Source organism: Mariniflexile sp. HMF6888, assembly GCF_044335535.1.
Classification (GTDB): Bacteria; Bacteroidota; Bacteroidia; order Flavobacteriales; family Flavobacteriaceae; genus Mariniflexile.
This window is the reverse complement of sequence record NZ_JBIQVZ010000002.1, coordinates 313601-331004: the sequence shown is the minus strand read 5'-3', so window position 1 is coordinate 331004 and position 17404 is coordinate 313601. Positions and strand designations below refer to the sequence as shown.

Genomic DNA, 17404 nt, shown 5'->3' with positions numbered 1-17404 from the left:
ACATATAGATTCAAATAAATAGATATATTAAATCCAGTTCATTATGATGAACTAAATACTTTTTTTAAATATGAGTACAATTGATAAAATAGAATTTGATGATTTTAAAAAAGTAAGGAAATCATTATTAATATTTTCACTAACTGGAATTATATTTAAAACTTTAATTAATAATTCAACTGGAGATTTTGAATTATTTGGTTTAAGCTTTGATAAAAACAATCAAGACATTATTCCTAACTTGTTATTTTTTACAATAATATTTCTTTTAATAGCTTTTATAATTAGAGGATATAACGAACATTTTAAAGAATATTTAATTAGGAAAACAAAATCATATTTAACGGATTTTAGTAAAATAAATGGAGAAATAATTAAAATAACTAATGGAGGGAAATCTGAAAAAGAAATTAAAGAAGAAATTAACAAAATATTAGATGAGTCTAGCGATATTATTCAAGCTAACGATAATTTTTATTTTAATAACCCCACTCGTTTATATCAAATTAAATTAAAGAGCGTCATTAAAAAGCTAAACCGAATTTCAACATTTCATAAATCAACAGAATCAATTTTCAATTTATTTTTAATTATTTTAGATATATTATTTCCTATAATCTTTGCTATTATATCATTGTTGGTTATCAAAAATTATATCTTAATTTAAACATTAACATTTCCCCCAATCCCTTATAAACACTAAGCTATATTATACCCACACATATTTAACTTTCACAAACGTTGCGCTTGTTGGTGGTGGTAGCTTTCCACAACCGGGAGAGATTTCGTTATCACATAATGGTGTGTTGTTTTTAGATGAATTGCCCGAATTTAAGCGGGATGTTTTAGAAGTCTTGCGTCAGCCATTAGAAGATAGGGAAGTGACTATTTCGCGTGCGAAGTTTACAGTGACCTATCCATCATCATTTATGTTAGTGGCAAGTATGAACCCCAGTCCTGGAGGTTATTTTAACGATCCGAACGCACCAGTAACGTCTAGTCCTGCCGAAATGCAACGCTATTTAAGTAAAATTTCAGGTCCCTTGTTGGATCGCATTGATATACATATTGAAGTAACGCCCGTGCCTTTTGAAAAACTATCGGAAGACAGAAAAGGAGAAACCTCGGTAGACATTAGAAAGCGAGTTACTAAAGCTAGGGAGCTTCAAACCGACCGTTTTAAAGAAAGTGATCTAGTACATTACAATGCGCAGATGAGCACCAAACAAATCAGAAAATATTGTGTGTTGGACGATGCCTCCAAGCAGTTATTAAAAACCGCTATGGAACGATTGAATTTATCGGCACGCGCCTATGACAGAATCCTGAAAGTTTCAAGAACCATTGCCGATTTAGAAGGTGTTGAAAGCGTAAATGGGGCGCACATTAGTGAAGCCATTCAATATAGAAGTTTGGATAGGGAAGGCTGGTTGGGTTAAATTCCTGCGGCTTGTGCTGAACTTGTTTCAGTAAGGCGGGAATCTTTAAAAACTAATTTTTGACGCCACGGGTGTGACGCTCGTGGTAGCGGGGAATATTTATTATATTCGTAAATATATAATTTGGATATAGACAATGTATTTATATTCAATGTTGTGTATGATTTGAAAAAACACTGCAAATAAAAAATAAAATGAAAAAATCGAAAGAGAATAGCGAACATTATATATGGGGAGATAATTGTAGTGGTTGGCACTTAGTGAAATCTCAAAGTTTAAGTGTGATAGAGGAATTAATGCCTCCGAAAACTCAAGAGACAAAACACTACCATAACTTATCACAACAATTTTTTAGAATATTAAGCGGAAAAGCGACTTTTGAAATTGAAAATGAAATAGTTGAAATTGAAAAGGGAAACGGAATTCATATTCCACCAAGAACAAAACACAGAATTCGAAATGACCAATCAGAAAATTTAGAGTTTATTGTGATTTCTGAACCTACAACTCGTGGAGATAGATATAATGAAACCGACAAATAAAGCCTCTGCTCGCGCGAGCACAATGTTATTAAGTTAAGGGAAAACAGATTCTGTTTTGTCATTCCGAAGAATGAGGAATCACACTTTTTGCTCACGTTATGTGATTTCGACTTTAGTTTATCTTGAGCTAAGACGAAAGGGAAACTTCAAAAAATGAAAATTTGATGCAACCAAATCTGGCAGTTGATATACAAAATGATGTAACTTTTTCTCTTAATTATGTAACTATATGGTCAAATAATAGCCCTAATTTGTGTTACACAAAGAAGTTCACCATTAAAAATTATAAATCATGGATACTAAAGAACTAGAAAAATTGCCAAACAAAGATGGAGAAATTGAAAAAGGCAATTCCCATATTATCGTTGAGTTAATAGAATATGAGCATAATGCTGTTGTTAGTAAGTCTATAATGAAAAAGACAACAGGGTCAATAAATGCGCTATCATTTGCAAGCGGTGAAGGACTTAATGAGAAGGTTTCTCCTTTCGACACATATGCACAAATTATTGATGGCAGCGCAATTATTGAAATTGACGGCAAGGCATCTACACTTAAAACAGGAGATGGTATACTTATACCTGCTCATAGAGCAAGTCGTATTAAGCCTAATGGACGATTTAAGTTGATTTTAACAGTGATAAAAAGTGGATACGAATTGTGACAAAAGTAGATACAAATAAAAAATAAGCATGTTCGACCCTAGGTAAAAAGTTACTTGTTACGGGGTTGGTGCAAAAAAAATATCTCGATAATTTCAGTTTACACACTTAATGGATACTGATTCAATTTGTCTATTTTCACTCGTCTCTTGTCTATTTTCTATTGTCTTTTAGCAAAACGGTCTTGAATCTTTAATAGGACATTGAATACTTAATCTTCATAAACTCTATTTTCTTGTTCATTTACGCGAATAAAAGTAGTACGTTTTGTAAGTTCTTTTAAGCGTTGTGCACCTACGTAAGTACACGTGCTTCTAAGTCCGCCTAAAATATCTTGTAAAGTATTTTCAACATCGCCTTTAAAAGGGACTTCAACCATTTTACCTTCGCTGGCTCTATATTCAGCAACACCGCCTACATGCTTTTCCATGGCTGTTGATGAGCTCATGCCATAAAATTTCCTATAGGGTTTCCCTTCTTTTTCAATAATTTCGCCACCACTTTCGGTATGGCCAGAAAGCATGCCGCCCAGCATAACGAAATCGGCACCTGCACCAAAAGCTTTGGCAATATCGCCAGGTATGGAACAACCACCATCACTAATTATTTGTCCACCCAAACCATGAGCAGCATCTGCACATTCTATAATTGCCGAAAGTTGTGGGTAGCCAACCCCTGTTTTTACACGGGTTGTGCAAACAGAACCAGGGCCAATACCAACTTTAACGATATCGGCACCTGAGAGCAATAATTCTTCAACCATTTCTCCAGTAACAACATTCCCTGCAATAATAATTTTATCAGGATATTGGTCTCTAGTTTGCTTTACAAAATTGGCAAAATATTCAGAATAGCCATTGGCAACATCTATACAAATAAATTTTAAATATGGGTTGAATTTAAATATGGAAGCTAATTTTTCAGAGTCATGCTTACTCACACCGGTACTTACAGCGATATAATTTTCTATGCCCTGTGGTAAATTTGATGCAAATACGTTCCAATCGGTAGTGGAATAATGTTTATGTATGGCAGTGAATAATTGTTTTTTTGATAGTGCTTTAGCCATTTCAAAAGTACCAACGGTATCCATATTTGCTGCCATTATAGGGATTCCTGTCCAAGAAAACGGACTGTGTAAAAACTTAAACTCACGTTCTAAACTAACTTCGGCTCTACTTTTAAGGGTAGAACGTTTTGGCCGTATCATAACATCTTTAAAGCCTAATTTTATATCGTATTCTATGCGCATGTATATTTGGGATTAAGGTCGTTTATAAAAGTATATCTTTATTATCTTTATAATGTTATAAAGTTAAAAAAAACAAAATAATATATTGAAGTGGTTTAAACTTTTTCGATTGAAGCAGGACGGAGCGTGAAAAAATAACCCAGTGGGTTATTTTAGCGAACGGGCCAGCCAGCGCAATGGCAATTTTACTCAATCGAATTCTTCTTTTGAATTGCATAGCATCGCTACGGAAGGAAAAAAAGACATAGAGTGGACAAAAAAGGGCGATTTTTTAGCCAATTAGAAAAAGTTTATACCACTTCATTGAGGTAATACCTATATTACTTTTGTTAATACATAGAATAATAATAAGTTTGTTAAAAATGTATGCGAAGTAAATGAGATTTCCTTTACAGTTTCTAAAATCTATTAAAACAAAGAAAATATTATCTATAATTATTTTTGTTTCAATAGCTGTTGTCCTATTGTTAGTATACTTTTTTCTTGAACAGAGAATAAGTAACAATATGCTGGTTTTGTTTTTATTTGGATTTGCAATTGCTCAGATTTTTGTACTGCAATACTTTTTTAAAAATCAATTAAGGAACGAAATAAGGCTTGCGAATTTAAATACCAGAATTAAGGAATTACAATCCAGTCTTGATGAAGCCAATAAGCTTGTCGATTTCAAATCGGTTTATATAGCTAATATGAGCTATGAAATTCGTACACCACTTAGTACGGTGTTGGGTATGCTTAATATGTTAAAAGGCACACACTTAGATGCCGACCAAAAGGCACAAGTTGAAATTGCCGAATATTCTTCAAAGCATTTATTACAGCTTGTAAACATGGTTACAGATAATGAAGCTGTAGACAAAGGTGATGTAAAACTCAATTTACTGGCACTCGATTTAAAGACCGATTTATCACATCTTTTTAAAGTATTTGAATACCAAGCTTGGGAAAAAGGCCTACAGTTTGATTATAAATTTTTAATAGACGAGAAGCGTAAATTTTCTCTTTTAGGAGATTCTTTGCGTATACAACAAGTACTAATAAATTTGATTAATAATGCCATTAAGTTTACAAACTCAGGAAAAATTTCAATTATTGTAGACCAAACTATTAGTATAGAGGATGGTCAAATCGTAACATTTTATATAAAAGACACGGGTATTGGGCTACGTCCTGAAGAAGTTAAGCAAATTTTTAATGATTCTAAAGCATTTAGTATTTCACAAGGAAGAGATTATAGAGGCGGCGGTATTGGTCTAGCTATTTCGCATCAACTTGTAAAATTAATGGGTGGAGAGTTAAAATTAGAAAGCAAGGAAAATGAAGGCACTACCTTTTATTTTAGTTTACAGCTTAAAAAAACATTGGGAATAAAAAAAGAAGAAGATATCCAAGAACCTATTTTGTTAGAAAAATTTAATGTTTTGGTTGCTGAGGATAACAGGATGAATCAAAAAGTAATTAAATTTTTATTAGAACAACAAGGTGCCGATTGCACGTTTGTAAAAAACGGTTTAGAGGCTGTTGAATTATATAAAATTTTAAATTTCGATATGATTTTTATGGATATTTATATGCCAGACATGGATGGTTATGAAGCTACCAAAGCCATAAAGGAAACAGAGAAGTATTCAAGATATAATACACCCATTATAGCGGTATCTGCAAGTGCTTTTGAAGCAGATATAGCCAATGCAAAGCTTGCCGGAATAGATGATTTTTTAGCAAAGCCACTTGAGGTCTCAAAACTAAAAGAGTTATTAATAAAATATTCGAAAAAGAATGTTTCGTAATAATTTAACCTGAGTTCGGCATAAATTTTAATGAAGTTCAAAATTCAGAGTTCAAAGTTCAGAGTTTGATGTATTGATGAAGTTTGTGATACACAATTCAACGATTACACGGTTAAACTATTAAAAGTTATAGGGTATGTTTATCAACCGAACTAAGGTTTTGTAATGATATCGTTTTAAATATCTTCAATTACTTTACGGCAATGACACTAATTTCCACATTTACATTTTTTGGTAATCGAGCTACTTGAACGGTTTCGCGTGCTGGCGCATTGGCTTCATCAAAAAAACTTCCATATACGGCATTTATTTGAGCAAAATCATCCATATTACTGATGAAAATCGACGATTTTATAACATGTTCAAACGTCATGTTAGCGGCTTCTAAAACAGCTTTTAAGTTATGCATGACTTGCTTTGTTTCCGCTTCAATATCATTTAAAACCAATTCGTTAGTTTCTGGATTGATGGCAATTTGGCCAGAAGTATATAAGGTGTTTCCGCTTAAAATAGCTTGATTATAAGGACCAATAGGAGCAGGGGCATTTGGTGTAGTAATAATTTTTTTCATAACGAGGATGTATTCATTTTACTAGATTTTATAAGCAGAAAGATAGCAAATATTTTAATTTCTCAACTCATAACTCATAACTCTTAACTTTTAACTCATAACTTTAATTTTCAAGTTCAAGGTTTGTCAACTCATAAACAAATAAACAATAAGTAAAACGCGAGGAGCGAGTAAACACTTTTTATACAATTAACTTGTACAAAGCGTAGTCGAAGCATGGGAGGGAAGCATAATAAGTGTAGAATGATTTCGATAAGAATTACATTAGATAATTAACGTGTTCTTGACAACATACTGATAATAAATATGATATAAATATAAACATGACAAATGTCATTTTTTTAGTCATATATAAATTTTACATTGTTTATCAATTCGTTCTTTAATTTTCGCTTATTAATAACAAAAAGCAATATTGTGAATACCATTTACAATAAAATATTATCAATTGGCATGTCATTCATCGTGCTATTTTCTACTGCTTCTTTTTCAGTAGACTTGCATTATTGTCGTGATAAATTAATTGATATTGGAATTTTTGAACAAGCCGAAACATGCTGTGTTAAATCTCAAAAAAGCGGAACGGACAATTGCAAGGATTTATCTGAATCTTGTTGTCATAAAGACAAATTATTTAAAATAGGGCATAATGATTTAAAAAAATCTTTCAACAATAATTTTAGCAGTAACCCAATTAATTTTGTTGAAACCCACTTCTCTTATATTAATGCATTCCTTGAATTAAAAGAAAGAACGAGTTCGATTAATGATTACAGACCTCCTTTACTTATTAGGAATATCACCATTTTACACGAATCGCTATTGATTTGATTTTTGTTATTTGATTATTCTAATATAATCTTCCTATAGCCTTAACATTAAAATTTAATTGTAATCACTTATAATTAGTTTGATTATAAGTAATAAAAATTTAAACAAAATGAAACCTTATAACATTTACATAAGTGCTATACTATTTATACCGCTGTTATTCCTTGCTGTAAGCTTCAATAAACCCATTCAAGATAAATGGGTTGCTCCAAAATATGCAGACAAAATTACCAACCCTTTAAAAGGGGATATTAATTCAGTAGCATCCGGTAAAAAACTTTACAAGGTGTTGTGCTTTGTATGTCACGGACCAAAAGGAAAAGGAGATGGTATGGGAGGAACCGGTTTAATTCCAAGACCAACAGATTTAACTAGCGAAGCAGTTCAATCTCAAACAGATGGAGCTATTTTTTGGAAAATTACTGAAGGAAGATCCCCAATGGCAGGCTACAAAACGTCAATCCCAGAAAAAAAACGCTGGGAAATTATTAACTATATAAGAACACTTAAATAATGAAAACGATAATCGCATTAATTCTAATCATTGGTTTTGGTCATATTTCTTATGGGCAAACGTACAATGACTTTGAGATTGATAGTGCATCAAAATCTCAACCAGACAAACCAAGTAAAACCCAATTTATGGTCAGAGGTTATGGTCATACGGGATTAAACTTTATGGATACCGAAGGTGAAAAAGAATCCTCATACGTTGGATCTGCATTTTCTCCTATTTTCTTATTCAAACATTCAGACAGGCTTATGTTTGAAGCAGAACTTGAATTTGAGCTTGAGCATAACGATCTTGAAATAGGTTTGGAATATGCGGATATTATGTATGTTTTAAACAAAAACATGACGGTTCGAGCTGGTAAATTTCTTCTTCCTTTTGGTACATTTATGGAACGGTTCCATCCTGCTTGGATTAACAGACTCCCTACAAGACCTTTAGGTTTCGGACATGATGGCATTGCGCCCGCTTCTGGCATTGGTGTGGAACTTCGAGGTGCTTTTAATCTTGGAGGAGCATCTTTAAATTACTCGGTTTATTCAACCAACGGTCCACGGTTAAAAGATGGTAGTGACGAGCCAGAGGAAGCAGGTATGCTTTTGTTTCAAAATTATGAAGACAATAATACCAGTAAAGCATTTGGTGGGCGTTTAGGGATACTTCCTTTTGCCGATTCCTCTACTGAGCTTGGTTTTTCAGCATACTCAACAAATGGTGTTGGCGAAACAGATTCCATGTATGAAGATGTTGGAGCATTCCTATATGCCATTGATTTTTCCTTCGTAAAACAAATAGCAGCTGTTGGCGGGTTTGTTGATGTCAAAGGACAATACAATAATTCCAAAATTGATGATGCCATGTATATTGAGATGCATGAAGATGGCGATGAAGAGGAATATACTTTTAAAAATGAAAGTAACTCATTTTATGCGCAACTGAGTTACCGTCCTACCATGGCAGAAAGTGATTTTCTAAAAAAAATGGAGTTTGTTGGTAGGTATTCAAATTTCAATGCGCCAGAAGGAGCCGAATGGGAAGAACAGTCAGATCAATATGCTTTTGGTTTAAATTATTGGTTGACTTGGAGATCTCTTATAAAAATGGCATACCAAACAACAGACCGTGTTGGTGGTCATGGTGGAGGAGGTAAATCTAATGGCTTCTTTATACACTGGGCTATTGGTTTTTAATAAACATATAAAAAACAAAAATCATGAAAGCAATACATAAAATAATCATAACTGGCTTAATGTTATTTATAGCGGGAGGATTCATAATAGGTTGTTCTTCAACAAAGCATAAATATACGAGTGCAACAACTGTTGGAGAGGAATTTAATATTGAAAAATCTGGTGCTCAATTATGGGGAGAAGCCTGTAATAGATGCCATTTGGCGCCATCGCCCGCAGATTATAATGATACGGATTGGAGTACGATAAGTTTACACATGAGGGTACGGGCAAATTTAACCGAACATGATATTAACAAAATTGAAGAATTTCTAAAATCTGCCAATTAGATAATATTTAGAGTATTATAAAAACTATATTGTTGTGCTATACTTGGGTTCTGGGTTCAAGGTTTGTGGTTTGGTTCATAAACCAATGAATGAATAAACTCATGAGCTTATAAACAACACACCACAGGACTTCGACAAGCTCAGTCTGACAGGGGAACTGTTAATTGATTTACGATTAACGATTTTTGATTTGCGATTTGGTGTGAAAGGTGATATGGGGCTGGGTTCTGTTTTTTTGTACTCATAACTTTAATTTTCAGGTTCAAGGTTTGTCAACTCATAAACCAATAAGATATTAGAATGTTACTAGTTTCAACGAAAGAATAACAGGGTTGTGTTTTACATAAAAATATAACCGCTATATAGGGGCTCCCACAAAACTCCAATCCAAAAATAGGAGCAAAGCACCACCTCTTTTTAAGAAAATACAAATCAAAAAACAGTCACTTTTTTTACAAAATATGGGTTTGTTATAATAAACTCTCACTTTTTATTTCGATATTTGATACTGGGACTCCTAGAAGTCTTTTAATGTATTCAAACATCGAAACCAACTAACCATGAAAAACATCATCCTTACTCTTGTTGCCAGTATGGTTCTGGCTTGCTCTTTGGCACAAAACTTTAGTGAATTAGCTAGTTATGAATTTAAAACCCCGGAAAGCTATAAAACCGGCGAAAGCCAGGTGCTCTTATGTGCCAATTATTTGTTTAGCCATCCTGCTAATGCCGCTGAATTAGACCGATTAAGCGCCATAAAATACATTTTAAACTGGATGATGGGCACACCAGATTATACGTTCGCTATTGGAGCAAGCGCAACGGAGTTAACCAAAGGAAGTGATGAGTTATTTGGACTTTATATGGCAGCCCTGTCTAAAGTAGTGCTAGAACATACTGGCGAGGCATTGCCTAATGGGGACATCTATAACCACGCAGAAAAACTGTTGGTAGATTATTGTGCTGTTGCCGACAACCAGATAAAACCTTCTAAGAAGATTAAAAAATTATTAAAGGAACGTGAAGGGTAACCAGGGCAGACTCATACTTTAATAGAAAGGAAAGCCACGAATTCACAAATTTTTCTATTTTTTGGTAAAACAAATATTATTATCACATAACACTAAGTTTTATTTGTGTATTCGTGGCTGATTAATCGAAAAGAATTCCTCGACGCTCTGCGTCGGGGGTTTCCGTTGAAATTGTCATTCCCGTGAAATCGTAAGATTCATGAATTCATTATTATAAAAATATTAAATAATGAATAAAACGGGAATCTAAATAACATAATTTCGATTTTTGACCCTAAGGTCAAAATGAAACGAGCGAAATACCTCTATGGCTCTGCCTCGAGGATAGTTCGTTTCAATAAATTATTTTATTTCTCAAATAAAAGCATGGGTTTGCCCTGACTAATTACACCAATCTACACTAATTGAGATCTTTTAATATTATACAAATTCGCTAAAAACGAAAAATTAGTGTCGTTTATTTTTGAAAATCTTTAAAATTCACCTGCTGGCAGATACAGATTTGTGTTAATTCGTGACCCGAGCGACAGCGAACAGGCGAAGCAAATTCATGGAAAAAAAAGTGTGCGTTTGCCCTAGAGGGGTAACCAACAACTAATACAAATCTCATGAAAAAAGTAGTATGCCTAGTCCTAGTAATGACTGCAAACATGGCATTTTCCTTCTGCAGGTATCAACCTTACTCCAGTGAGTATTGATGAAAATACAGTTAAAAAAAGTATAATACCTCTAAGACCAATGCATCATCACTAACTCCTTTTATTGGGCTTATTGGTGACACCAGACTTCACGTATATTTTTATCGCACATACAGATTTATAAACCAGAGCCAAAAGGGGGTAAAAAAATGCTTTGACAAGCTCAGATTGACATCGGGATAAATTTGGGTTTTTGTCTTGTACTAAACCAAAAAGACATTTGGCGACTTTGGTTAAGAGGCATAAAACTCAAAGGCATCTATTATAATATTGTCATCTACCAAACAGTCTATTCTTGGTTTTCCAATGTTTTCCAATAACACAAAGTTGATATTCCCGTGGTTGTTTTTTTTGTCGTATTTAAGCAATTCAATGATGGTAGCATATTCTGAATCATCGATAGCTACTTTTCCATAATAGTCAACAAATAGGCTTTTAATATTGTGCGCCACTTGTTTTGGGAATCCTGCTAATTCGGTAGAAATGTAGGCTGCTAAAATCATTCCCACGATAATGGCTTCTCCATGTAGCAAAGTGGTTTTGTTAGGATTGCTTAAAAAGTAAGATTCAATGGCATGACCAAGCGTGTGTCCAAAATTTAAAGTTTTCCGTAGGTTGTTTTCAAAAGGGTCGATTTCAACAACATTCTTTTTAATCATTACGGATTCATAAATCAATTCATCTAAATCGGCTAATGATAGCTTCGCCAGGTCTTGAAATTTATTCCAATAGTTTTCATCACTAATTAGTCCGTGTTTTAGCATTTCTGCTAGGCCAGAACGCATTTGGTTTTGTGGTAACGTACTTAAAAAATGGGTATCTATAAGGACTAAATCGGGATTGCTTATAACGCCAATCTGGTTTTTTAAATGCCCTAAATCAACTCCGGTTTTTCCCCCAACAGAAGCATCAACCATAGACAATAGGGTCGTGGGTACATTAATGTAAGCAATGCCACGTTTAAAAGTGCAGGCAACAAAACCACCTAAATCGGTGATAACACCACCGCCAATGTTTATTAGCAAGCTTTTTCGGTCGGCATCCAGTTCTGAAAGTGAGTTCCAAACGCCAACACAGGTATCAATGGTTTTGTTTATTTCGCCAGATTCTATTTCAATAATTTCTATGGTAACCTTAGTTTCTAGCTTTTCTAAAAAATAGGGTAAACAAAATTGATGTGTGTTTTCGTCTACTAAAATAAAAATTTTAGAAAAATTACGAGTGTTAAGGTGTTTGTTTAGAGCCGAATAACAAATATTATTAAAATGAATAGTACACTTGTTTGTTGCTATAGAATCCATGAAATAGTTATTTTTTTTGAAACCACGAAATTAAGGAGATTTTATATAAAATAATAACTTGTGGTTGATTATATTTGCAGCAAATTTTGAATATAATGCAAAAAAGTCCCCCTATTTTTGATAATACCGAAATTGCTTTTGCTTTAAAAAGTGATTCTGAATTAGAACGCGCCTATTTTTTGTTCAAAATGATTTCAATAGAGCCTTTGGTTCGAATAGGTACAGCAGTTACAAATTTTGCCTTAAAAGTGCATTTACCTATTGAGGGATTGCTTCGTTCGACGGTATTTGATCATTTTTGCGGGGGCGTCAATGAAGAAGATTGCTTGCCAGTTATCAATAAAATGTATGAAAAAGGCGTGAGCTCTGTATTGGACTTTTCGGTTGAAGCAAAAGAAAGTGAAAAGGAGTTTGATTATGCCCGGGATGTTACCCTTAAAATTATTGAGTTCTGTAAAGAAATTAAAGCCATTCCCATAGCGGTTTTTAAGCCATCGGGTTTTGGCCGCTTTTATTTATATGAAAAAATAAGTAAAGGAGCTCCCTTAACAGACAAAGAACAGGAGGAATGGCATAAGGTGGTAGCGCGGTTTGATGTGGTTTGCAAAAAAGCAAAAGCCAACAATGTCGCCGTATTAATTGATGCAGAAGAAAGTTGGATACAAGATGCAGCCGATGCATTGGTAACCCAAATGATGGAAAAGTACAATACAGAAAAGCCGATTGTTTTTAACACTTTACAAATGTACAGGCACGATAGGTTGGCATTTTTAAGGAGTGAGCATGAAAAAGCGAAGAAAGGTCATTATTATCTTGGATATAAATTAGTACGTGGCGCCTACATGGAAAAAGAAAACGAGCGGGCTGAAGAAATGGGTTATGAATCTCCAATTTGCAAAAGCAAAGCTGCTACAGACGAGAATTTTAATGCTGGTTTAAACTATATGTTGGATCATTTAAACTATATGTCTTTATTCGCAGGAACGCATAATGAGGTCAGTTCCTATTTGCTTATGGATTTGATGGCTGAAAAGGGCATTAAGAATAATGACCCTAGGGTTTGGTTTGGACAGCTGTATGGTATGAGCGATCACATCAGCTTTAATCTGGCAGATAAAGGATATAATGTGGCTAAGTATGTGCCGTTTGGTCCCGTAAAAAACGTGATGCCCTATTTAATACGTCGTGCGGAGGAAAACACATCAGTAGCTGGGCAAACAGGTAGGGAATTAGCACTTTTAGCTAAAGAGAAGAAGCGACGTGGGATTTCGTGAAGCGCGAAGCGTGAAAGGGGAGTTGGTAGTTGGACTTTTTAGACTGCTTAGATTTTTGGATTTTTAGATTGGTTGTTAAGTTGTTCTTTAGTTTTTTAATCTATAATGAACCTTTAGCCTTGGATTTTTGATTACCGATACGCTGTGTGCTCCTCGAACAGTCCTCAATTATATATAGCTTAATAGCAATTGCTTTATTTCTTGTGGGGATAGGTAAGGGGTTATATTTAGTAAGCTATCCCAATTGGTGTTTTTAAATGGGATTTCTTTATTCTGTTTTACCAATAAAATGTCTTTATGGTCAGTAGCTACTAAGGTTTCATTTTTAGAAATCAGGTCTTCGGTATGCTTTTCGCCAGGGCGTAATCCTGTTATTTTAATGGCTATTTTTTCATGCTTACTTGCGTATAGGTCAATAAAGCAATTGGCCAAATCAATTAATTTGATAGGTTTGCCCATATTAAAAGTAAACACACTGCCTTCGGATTTATTAAAAGTGGCTATTTTTAAAATTAGATGGCAGGCTTTATGTTTGTCTATAAAATAGCGGGCTATGGTTTTACTGGTTATTGTCAAGGGCAAACCATGATCTATTTGTTTTTTAAAAACCGGTAGCACCGATCCGTTAGACCCAATAATATTTCCAAAGCGTGTAATTATAAATTGTGTGTCGCTTTTTTGAGCATGCTGCATGATATAATTCTCCGCAATGTATTTGGTAATCCCCATGACACTGATTGGGTTTACGGCTTTATCGGTAGATATAAAGATGAATTTTTTAGCATGATATTTAATAGCTAAATCTGCCAGTAACTTAGTAGCAAAAAGATTTGTTTTAACAGCTTCATACGGATGCGCTTCCATTAAAGGTACATGCTTATAAGCAGCTGCATGAAAAATGAGTGTAGGCTTATAGGTTTCGAAAAGAAATTCAACGGACTCAACATCATTTATGCTTAAAGGCAAACACTCAATCTTTGTTAAATCTTCATTTTCAAATGCTTTGATTAAGTTATAAAGTGCAGATTCTGCAATATCAATAAGAATCAGTTTTTTGTAATCACATGCTAAAATATGTTCAGCAAGTCCGCTACCAATTGATCCCGCAGCTCCAGTAATTAAAATGGTTTCTTCAGAAAAATCAAAACTTTGAAATACTTTCTTAGAGCTTCCGTTTGAATGAATGATCCCGGAATCCTCTATTAACTGTTTTATATGGTTATAGGTATCTTGGGTCATGTGTTTTGCATTGGGTTACGTGTTGCTGCACGGACTAAAGCACTGTTCTAAAGTAGGAATAATAAAGCGTTTATACAAGTGGAAATTTGTTGATTCGTGGATTTGTTGTTCTCCATTAACAATTAGCTGTCGTATGCTTAGGTCTTCGACAGGCTCAGACTGACATTGGGGTTGTTATTGGCTATTTACTATTGTCTATTGTCTAATGACTAATGGCTATTTTGCCACCACTTTGATGATGGTTATGAAGATGAGTTTTAAATCGAAGAAGAAGTTTCTTTTTTTGATATACTCTTTATTGAATTTTAATTTATCTGGAATGATGGTATTTATAAAGAACTCTTCAGGGTTTTCGGCAGCTTTTAAAAGTTCTACCTCGTTTCTGTATTTTAATGAGGCAAGTCCCGTTATACCTGGACGAACCGCAAAAATTTCCATATCGTCTTCATTGTAAAAATTCACATAATAGCGAAGTTCTGGTCGGGGTCCTACAAAACTCATGTCTCCTTTTAGAATATTTATGAGCTGTGGGAATTCGTCAATTTTATAGCGGCGCAACACATAGCCTATTTTGGTGATTCTGGAATCGCGGTTTCCTAAAGTCAGCAATCCTTTGGTTTCCGATTGCATACGCATGGTTCGAAACTTATAAATATTAAAGTCTGTATTGTTTTTTCCAACGCGTCCTTGTATAAATAGAATAGGACCTTTGGAATCTAATTTAATAAGTATGGAAATGAGTAATAAAAAAGGAGCCAGTATCATTAAACCAATAATAGCGCATATCACATCAAAACAACGTTTAGCTATCATTAATTGGCTATTCTTAAATTTGTTATGGTGGCAATGCTATCGCAGTTTTCAACGGTTAATATTATGTCCTTTTCTTTATAATCACCTTCCACTATATAAATACCACAGGGTTTCTGTCTAGCATTGCTTTCGGAAAAGTTAATGTTTCCTTTTCTTAACACATAATTCACTGCAACAGAATCTAAGTTATTGTTATACAATTGAGATTGCGTATTGTCCAAATACTCAATTTTTTTTAACCGAATATTTTTTAATACGCGTGCATCGGGTCCGTAGCTACACGATGTTTTTTTACCGTTTAAAAAGAATGCTAATATGATTAAACCTAGTGAAAAACCTCCTAGATAATAGCCAATACGCTGAATTAATTTCATCTATCTTATGTTACTTTTTTTAATGGTCAGATGGTACACCCATAATCATGATCCTGTGTTTGAAAGGTGTTCTTAGCATGGATGCTTCATTTAAAATAATTTAAGTTCATGACAAAATAAAAACAATCTTTCCAATGTATCCGACTTTAGTTTATCTTGGCACAGCCGAAAGGCTCAGGCTGACATTTGAATATATTTTGATTTTGTTATGTACTGAAAAATAATAGAAGTCTTTGGGATGATTTGTTTAAAAAATAATCAAATTAATATCGCTGTAATTTAAACCAAACCATTCACCAACAGATTTACTAGTTAAAATTCCGTGGTAAAAATACAACCCATTTTTTAAACCTCTATCAAATCGAAGGGAATTTTCCAAACCACCGTCTTCAGCAATCTTTAATAGGTAAGGTGTAAAAATATTACTGATTGATACTGAGGCTGTACGCGAATATCTGGCAGGAATGTTTGGCACACAATAATGAATCACACCATGTTTTTCAAAGGTTGGCTGTTTATGGGTTGTTACCTCACTGGTTTCAAAACAGCCACCGGTATCGATACTCACATCGATTATAATAGCTCCTTTTTTCATAGATTGCACCATGGCTTCAGAAACGACAATAGGCGATCTGTTATTTCCTCTTACGGCACCTATAACCACATCGCAGCGTTTTAAAGCTTTAGTTAAGTTTTTTGGTTGCGTGGTGGAAGTAAAGAGCGGTCTTCCAAGATGGGTTTGAATCCGTCTTAATTTGGTAATGGAATTATCGAATATTTTTACATTGGCACCCAAACCAATAGCGCTTCTTGATGCAAACTCACCAACGGTTCCTGCGCCTAAAATAACCACTTCCAATGGTGGTACGCCACTAATGTTTCCAAACATTAAGCCATTGCCTCCTTTGGTGTCTGATAATAATTCGGCGGCAATGAGCACCGATGCCGTACCAGCAATTTCGCTTAAAGATTTTACAGCAGGATAGGTGCCATCTGAATCTCTAATAAACTCAAACGCCATAGCTGTAATACGTTTAGAAGCTAAAGCTTCAAAATAGTTTTTTGATTGGGTTTTAATCTGAAGTGCAGAAATTAAAATGGTTTGCGGATTGATAAGTTTTATTTGCTCTAGACTTGGCGGTTCTACTTTAAGTATCATAGGACAAGCAAAAACCTTTGCGGTGTCGTTGGTGATTTCGGCACCAGCCTCACTATAGTCCTTATCGCTAAAGTTAGCCCCATCGCCAGCACCAGATTCCAATAACACTCTATGCCCATTATTAACAATGGCATAAACAGCATCTGGGGTTAAACAAACACGTTTTTCCTGAAAAGCCGTTTCTTTTGGAATTCCTATAAATAATTCTCCCTTACGTTTAAATATCTCAAGGGTTTCTTCTTGTGGTAAGAGTTGTTGTTTCGTAAAAGGAGACAATTGTTTTGCCATGGTTATTTAGTTTAAAAATAATCAAATTACAAATAAATTTTTTATTGCATTGACACAATTCAAAAATAATTATTTTAGACTTTATAAGACGATTATTTATGTATTTAAAT

18 protein-coding genes are annotated in these 17404 nt (G+C 34.1%); 11 read left to right on the top strand and 7 right to left on the bottom strand.

From position 1 onward, the window contains the following. Positions 1-70 precede the first annotated feature (70 nt). The 4 genes from ACGLWY_RS06755 (at position 71) to ACGLWY_RS06740 (ending at position 2645) form a co-directional block, all read left to right on the top strand. On the top strand, positions 71-667 hold the full coding sequence (locus ACGLWY_RS06755; protein ID WP_396618913.1) for a hypothetical protein: 597 nt from the start codon (positions 71-73) through the stop codon (positions 665-667). 25 nt (positions 668-692) lie between these two features. After that, positions 693-1439, top strand: coding sequence for a YifB family Mg chelatase-like AAA ATPase (locus ACGLWY_RS06750; RefSeq protein WP_396619266.1), 747 nt, complete (start codon positions 693-695; stop codon positions 1437-1439). A 194-nt stretch (positions 1440-1633) separates the two neighbouring features. Beyond that, entirely contained in the window at positions 1634-1981 is a 348-nt protein-coding gene (locus ACGLWY_RS06745; protein ID WP_100614913.1) for a cupin domain-containing protein, read from the top strand. Between the two features lie 292 nt (positions 1982-2273). Next, a complete protein-coding gene (locus tag ACGLWY_RS06740) occupies positions 2274-2645 on the top strand; it encodes a cupin (protein ID WP_396618912.1) in 372 nt (123 codons plus the stop codon). 209 nt (positions 2646-2854) lie between these two features. On the opposite strand, the gene ACGLWY_RS06735 is transcribed toward ACGLWY_RS06740, so the two are convergent. After that, positions 2855-3895: a GMP reductase gene (locus tag ACGLWY_RS06735; protein WP_396618911.1), complete on the bottom strand. Its 1041-nt coding sequence runs from the start codon at positions 3893-3895 to the stop codon at positions 2855-2857. Positions 3896-4272: 377 nt separating this feature from the next. Here ACGLWY_RS06735 and ACGLWY_RS06730 point away from each other — a divergent pair, with 377 nt between their 5' ends. Further along, positions 4273-5685 (top strand): ATP-binding protein, encoded by a 1413-nt coding sequence (locus ACGLWY_RS06730; protein WP_396618910.1) that lies wholly within the window; start codon positions 4273-4275, stop codon positions 5683-5685. A gap of 190 nt (positions 5686-5875) precedes the next feature. Here the strand turns inward: ACGLWY_RS06730 and ACGLWY_RS06725 are convergent, their stop codons facing one another. Next, positions 5876-6256, bottom strand: a complete 381-nt coding sequence (locus tag ACGLWY_RS06725) for a RidA family protein (protein WP_396618909.1) — start codon at positions 6254-6256, stop codon at positions 5876-5878. A 417-nt stretch (positions 6257-6673) separates the two neighbouring features. Between ACGLWY_RS06725 and ACGLWY_RS06720 the strand changes: the two genes are divergently transcribed. The 5 genes from ACGLWY_RS06720 to ACGLWY_RS06700 all read left to right on the top strand — a co-directional run bounded on the left by ACGLWY_RS06720 (position 6674) and on the right by ACGLWY_RS06700 (position 10148). Next, entirely contained in the window at positions 6674-7087 is a 414-nt protein-coding gene (locus ACGLWY_RS06720) for an HYC_CC_PP family protein (protein ID WP_396618908.1), read from the top strand. Between the two features lie 109 nt (positions 7088-7196). Continuing rightward, positions 7197-7601, top strand: a complete 405-nt coding sequence (locus ACGLWY_RS06715) for a c-type cytochrome (protein WP_396618907.1) — start codon at positions 7197-7199, stop codon at positions 7599-7601. Next, positions 7601-8788 (top strand): hypothetical protein, encoded by a 1188-nt coding sequence (locus ACGLWY_RS06710; protein WP_396618906.1) that lies wholly within the window; start codon positions 7601-7603, stop codon positions 8786-8788. Before ACGLWY_RS06715 ends, ACGLWY_RS06710 begins: the two co-directional genes overlap by 1 nt. A gap of 23 nt (positions 8789-8811) precedes the next feature. Further along, on the top strand, positions 8812-9117 hold the full coding sequence (locus ACGLWY_RS06705; RefSeq protein WP_396618905.1) for a hypothetical protein: 306 nt from the start codon (positions 8812-8814) through the stop codon (positions 9115-9117). A 560-nt stretch (positions 9118-9677) separates the two neighbouring features. Further along, on the top strand, positions 9678-10148 hold the full coding sequence (locus tag ACGLWY_RS06700) for a hypothetical protein (protein WP_396618904.1): 471 nt from the start codon (positions 9678-9680) through the stop codon (positions 10146-10148). Positions 10149-11079: 931 nt separating this feature from the next. Here ACGLWY_RS06700 and aroB read toward each other — a convergent pair. Continuing rightward, positions 11080-12147, bottom strand: a complete 1068-nt coding sequence (gene aroB, locus ACGLWY_RS06695; protein WP_396618903.1) for a 3-dehydroquinate synthase — start codon at positions 12145-12147, stop codon at positions 11080-11082. A 95-nt stretch (positions 12148-12242) separates the two neighbouring features. Between aroB and ACGLWY_RS06690 the strand changes: the two genes are divergently transcribed. After that, positions 12243-13421 carry a proline dehydrogenase family protein gene (locus tag ACGLWY_RS06690; protein ID WP_396618902.1) on the top strand — a complete coding sequence of 393 codons (1179 nt, stop codon included), beginning with the start codon at positions 12243-12245 and terminating at the stop codon, positions 13419-13421. 168 nt (positions 13422-13589) lie between these two features. Here the strand turns inward: ACGLWY_RS06690 and ACGLWY_RS06685 are convergent, their stop codons facing one another. The 4 genes from ACGLWY_RS06685 to ACGLWY_RS06670 all read right to left on the bottom strand — a co-directional run bounded on the left by ACGLWY_RS06685 (position 13590) and on the right by ACGLWY_RS06670 (position 17294). Then, positions 13590-14660: a polysaccharide biosynthesis protein gene (locus ACGLWY_RS06685; protein ID WP_396618901.1), complete on the bottom strand. Its 1071-nt coding sequence runs from the start codon at positions 14658-14660 to the stop codon at positions 13590-13592. Positions 14661-14876: 216 nt separating this feature from the next. After that, on the bottom strand, positions 14877-15473 hold the full coding sequence (locus tag ACGLWY_RS06680) for a sugar transferase (protein WP_396618900.1): 597 nt from the start codon (positions 15471-15473) through the stop codon (positions 14877-14879). Next, a complete protein-coding gene (locus ACGLWY_RS06675) occupies positions 15473-15847 on the bottom strand; it encodes a hypothetical protein (RefSeq protein WP_396618899.1) in 375 nt (124 codons plus the stop codon). Before ACGLWY_RS06675 ends, ACGLWY_RS06680 begins: the two co-directional genes overlap by 1 nt. A 247-nt stretch (positions 15848-16094) precedes the next feature. Continuing rightward, a complete protein-coding gene (locus ACGLWY_RS06670) occupies positions 16095-17294 on the bottom strand; it encodes an alanine dehydrogenase (RefSeq protein WP_396618898.1) in 1200 nt (399 codons plus the stop codon). Positions 17295-17404: the final 110 nt, after the last annotated feature.

Coding starts and splice junctions, on each gene's coding strand:
- ACGLWY_RS06755 (WP_396618913.1), top strand. CDS start 71: ATGAGTACAATTGATAAAATAGAATTTGATGATTTTAAAAAAGTAAGG.
- ACGLWY_RS06745 (WP_100614913.1), top strand. CDS start 1,634: ATGAAAAAATCGAAAGAGAATAGCGAACATTATATATGGGGAGATAAT.
- ACGLWY_RS06740 (WP_396618912.1), top strand. CDS start 2,274: ATGGATACTAAAGAACTAGAAAAATTGCCAAACAAAGATGGAGAAATT.
- ACGLWY_RS06735 (WP_396618911.1), bottom strand. CDS start 3,895: ATGCGCATAGAATACGATATAAAATTAGGCTTTAAAGATGTTATGATA.
- ACGLWY_RS06730 (WP_396618910.1), top strand. CDS start 4,273: ATGAGATTTCCTTTACAGTTTCTAAAATCTATTAAAACAAAGAAAATA.
- ACGLWY_RS06725 (WP_396618909.1), bottom strand. CDS start 6,256: ATGAAAAAAATTATTACTACACCAAATGCCCCTGCTCCTATTGGTCCT.
- ACGLWY_RS06715 (WP_396618907.1), top strand. CDS start 7,197: ATGAAACCTTATAACATTTACATAAGTGCTATACTATTTATACCGCTG.
- ACGLWY_RS06710 (WP_396618906.1), top strand. CDS start 7,601: ATGAAAACGATAATCGCATTAATTCTAATCATTGGTTTTGGTCATATT.
- ACGLWY_RS06705 (WP_396618905.1), top strand. CDS start 8,812: ATGAAAGCAATACATAAAATAATCATAACTGGCTTAATGTTATTTATA.
- ACGLWY_RS06700 (WP_396618904.1), top strand. CDS start 9,678: ATGAAAAACATCATCCTTACTCTTGTTGCCAGTATGGTTCTGGCTTGC.
- aroB (WP_396618903.1), bottom strand. CDS start 12,147: ATGGATTCTATAGCAACAAACAAGTGTACTATTCATTTTAATAATATT.
- ACGLWY_RS06690 (WP_396618902.1), top strand. CDS start 12,243: ATGCAAAAAAGTCCCCCTATTTTTGATAATACCGAAATTGCTTTTGCT.
- ACGLWY_RS06685 (WP_396618901.1), bottom strand. CDS start 14,660: ATGACCCAAGATACCTATAACCATATAAAACAGTTAATAGAGGATTCC.
- ACGLWY_RS06680 (WP_396618900.1), bottom strand. CDS start 15,473: ATGATAGCTAAACGTTGTTTTGATGTGATATGCGCTATTATTGGTTTA.
- ACGLWY_RS06675 (WP_396618899.1), bottom strand. CDS start 15,847: ATGAAATTAATTCAGCGTATTGGCTATTATCTAGGAGGTTTTTCACTA.
- ACGLWY_RS06670 (WP_396618898.1), bottom strand. CDS start 17,294: ATGGCAAAACAATTGTCTCCTTTTACGAAACAACAACTCTTACCACAA.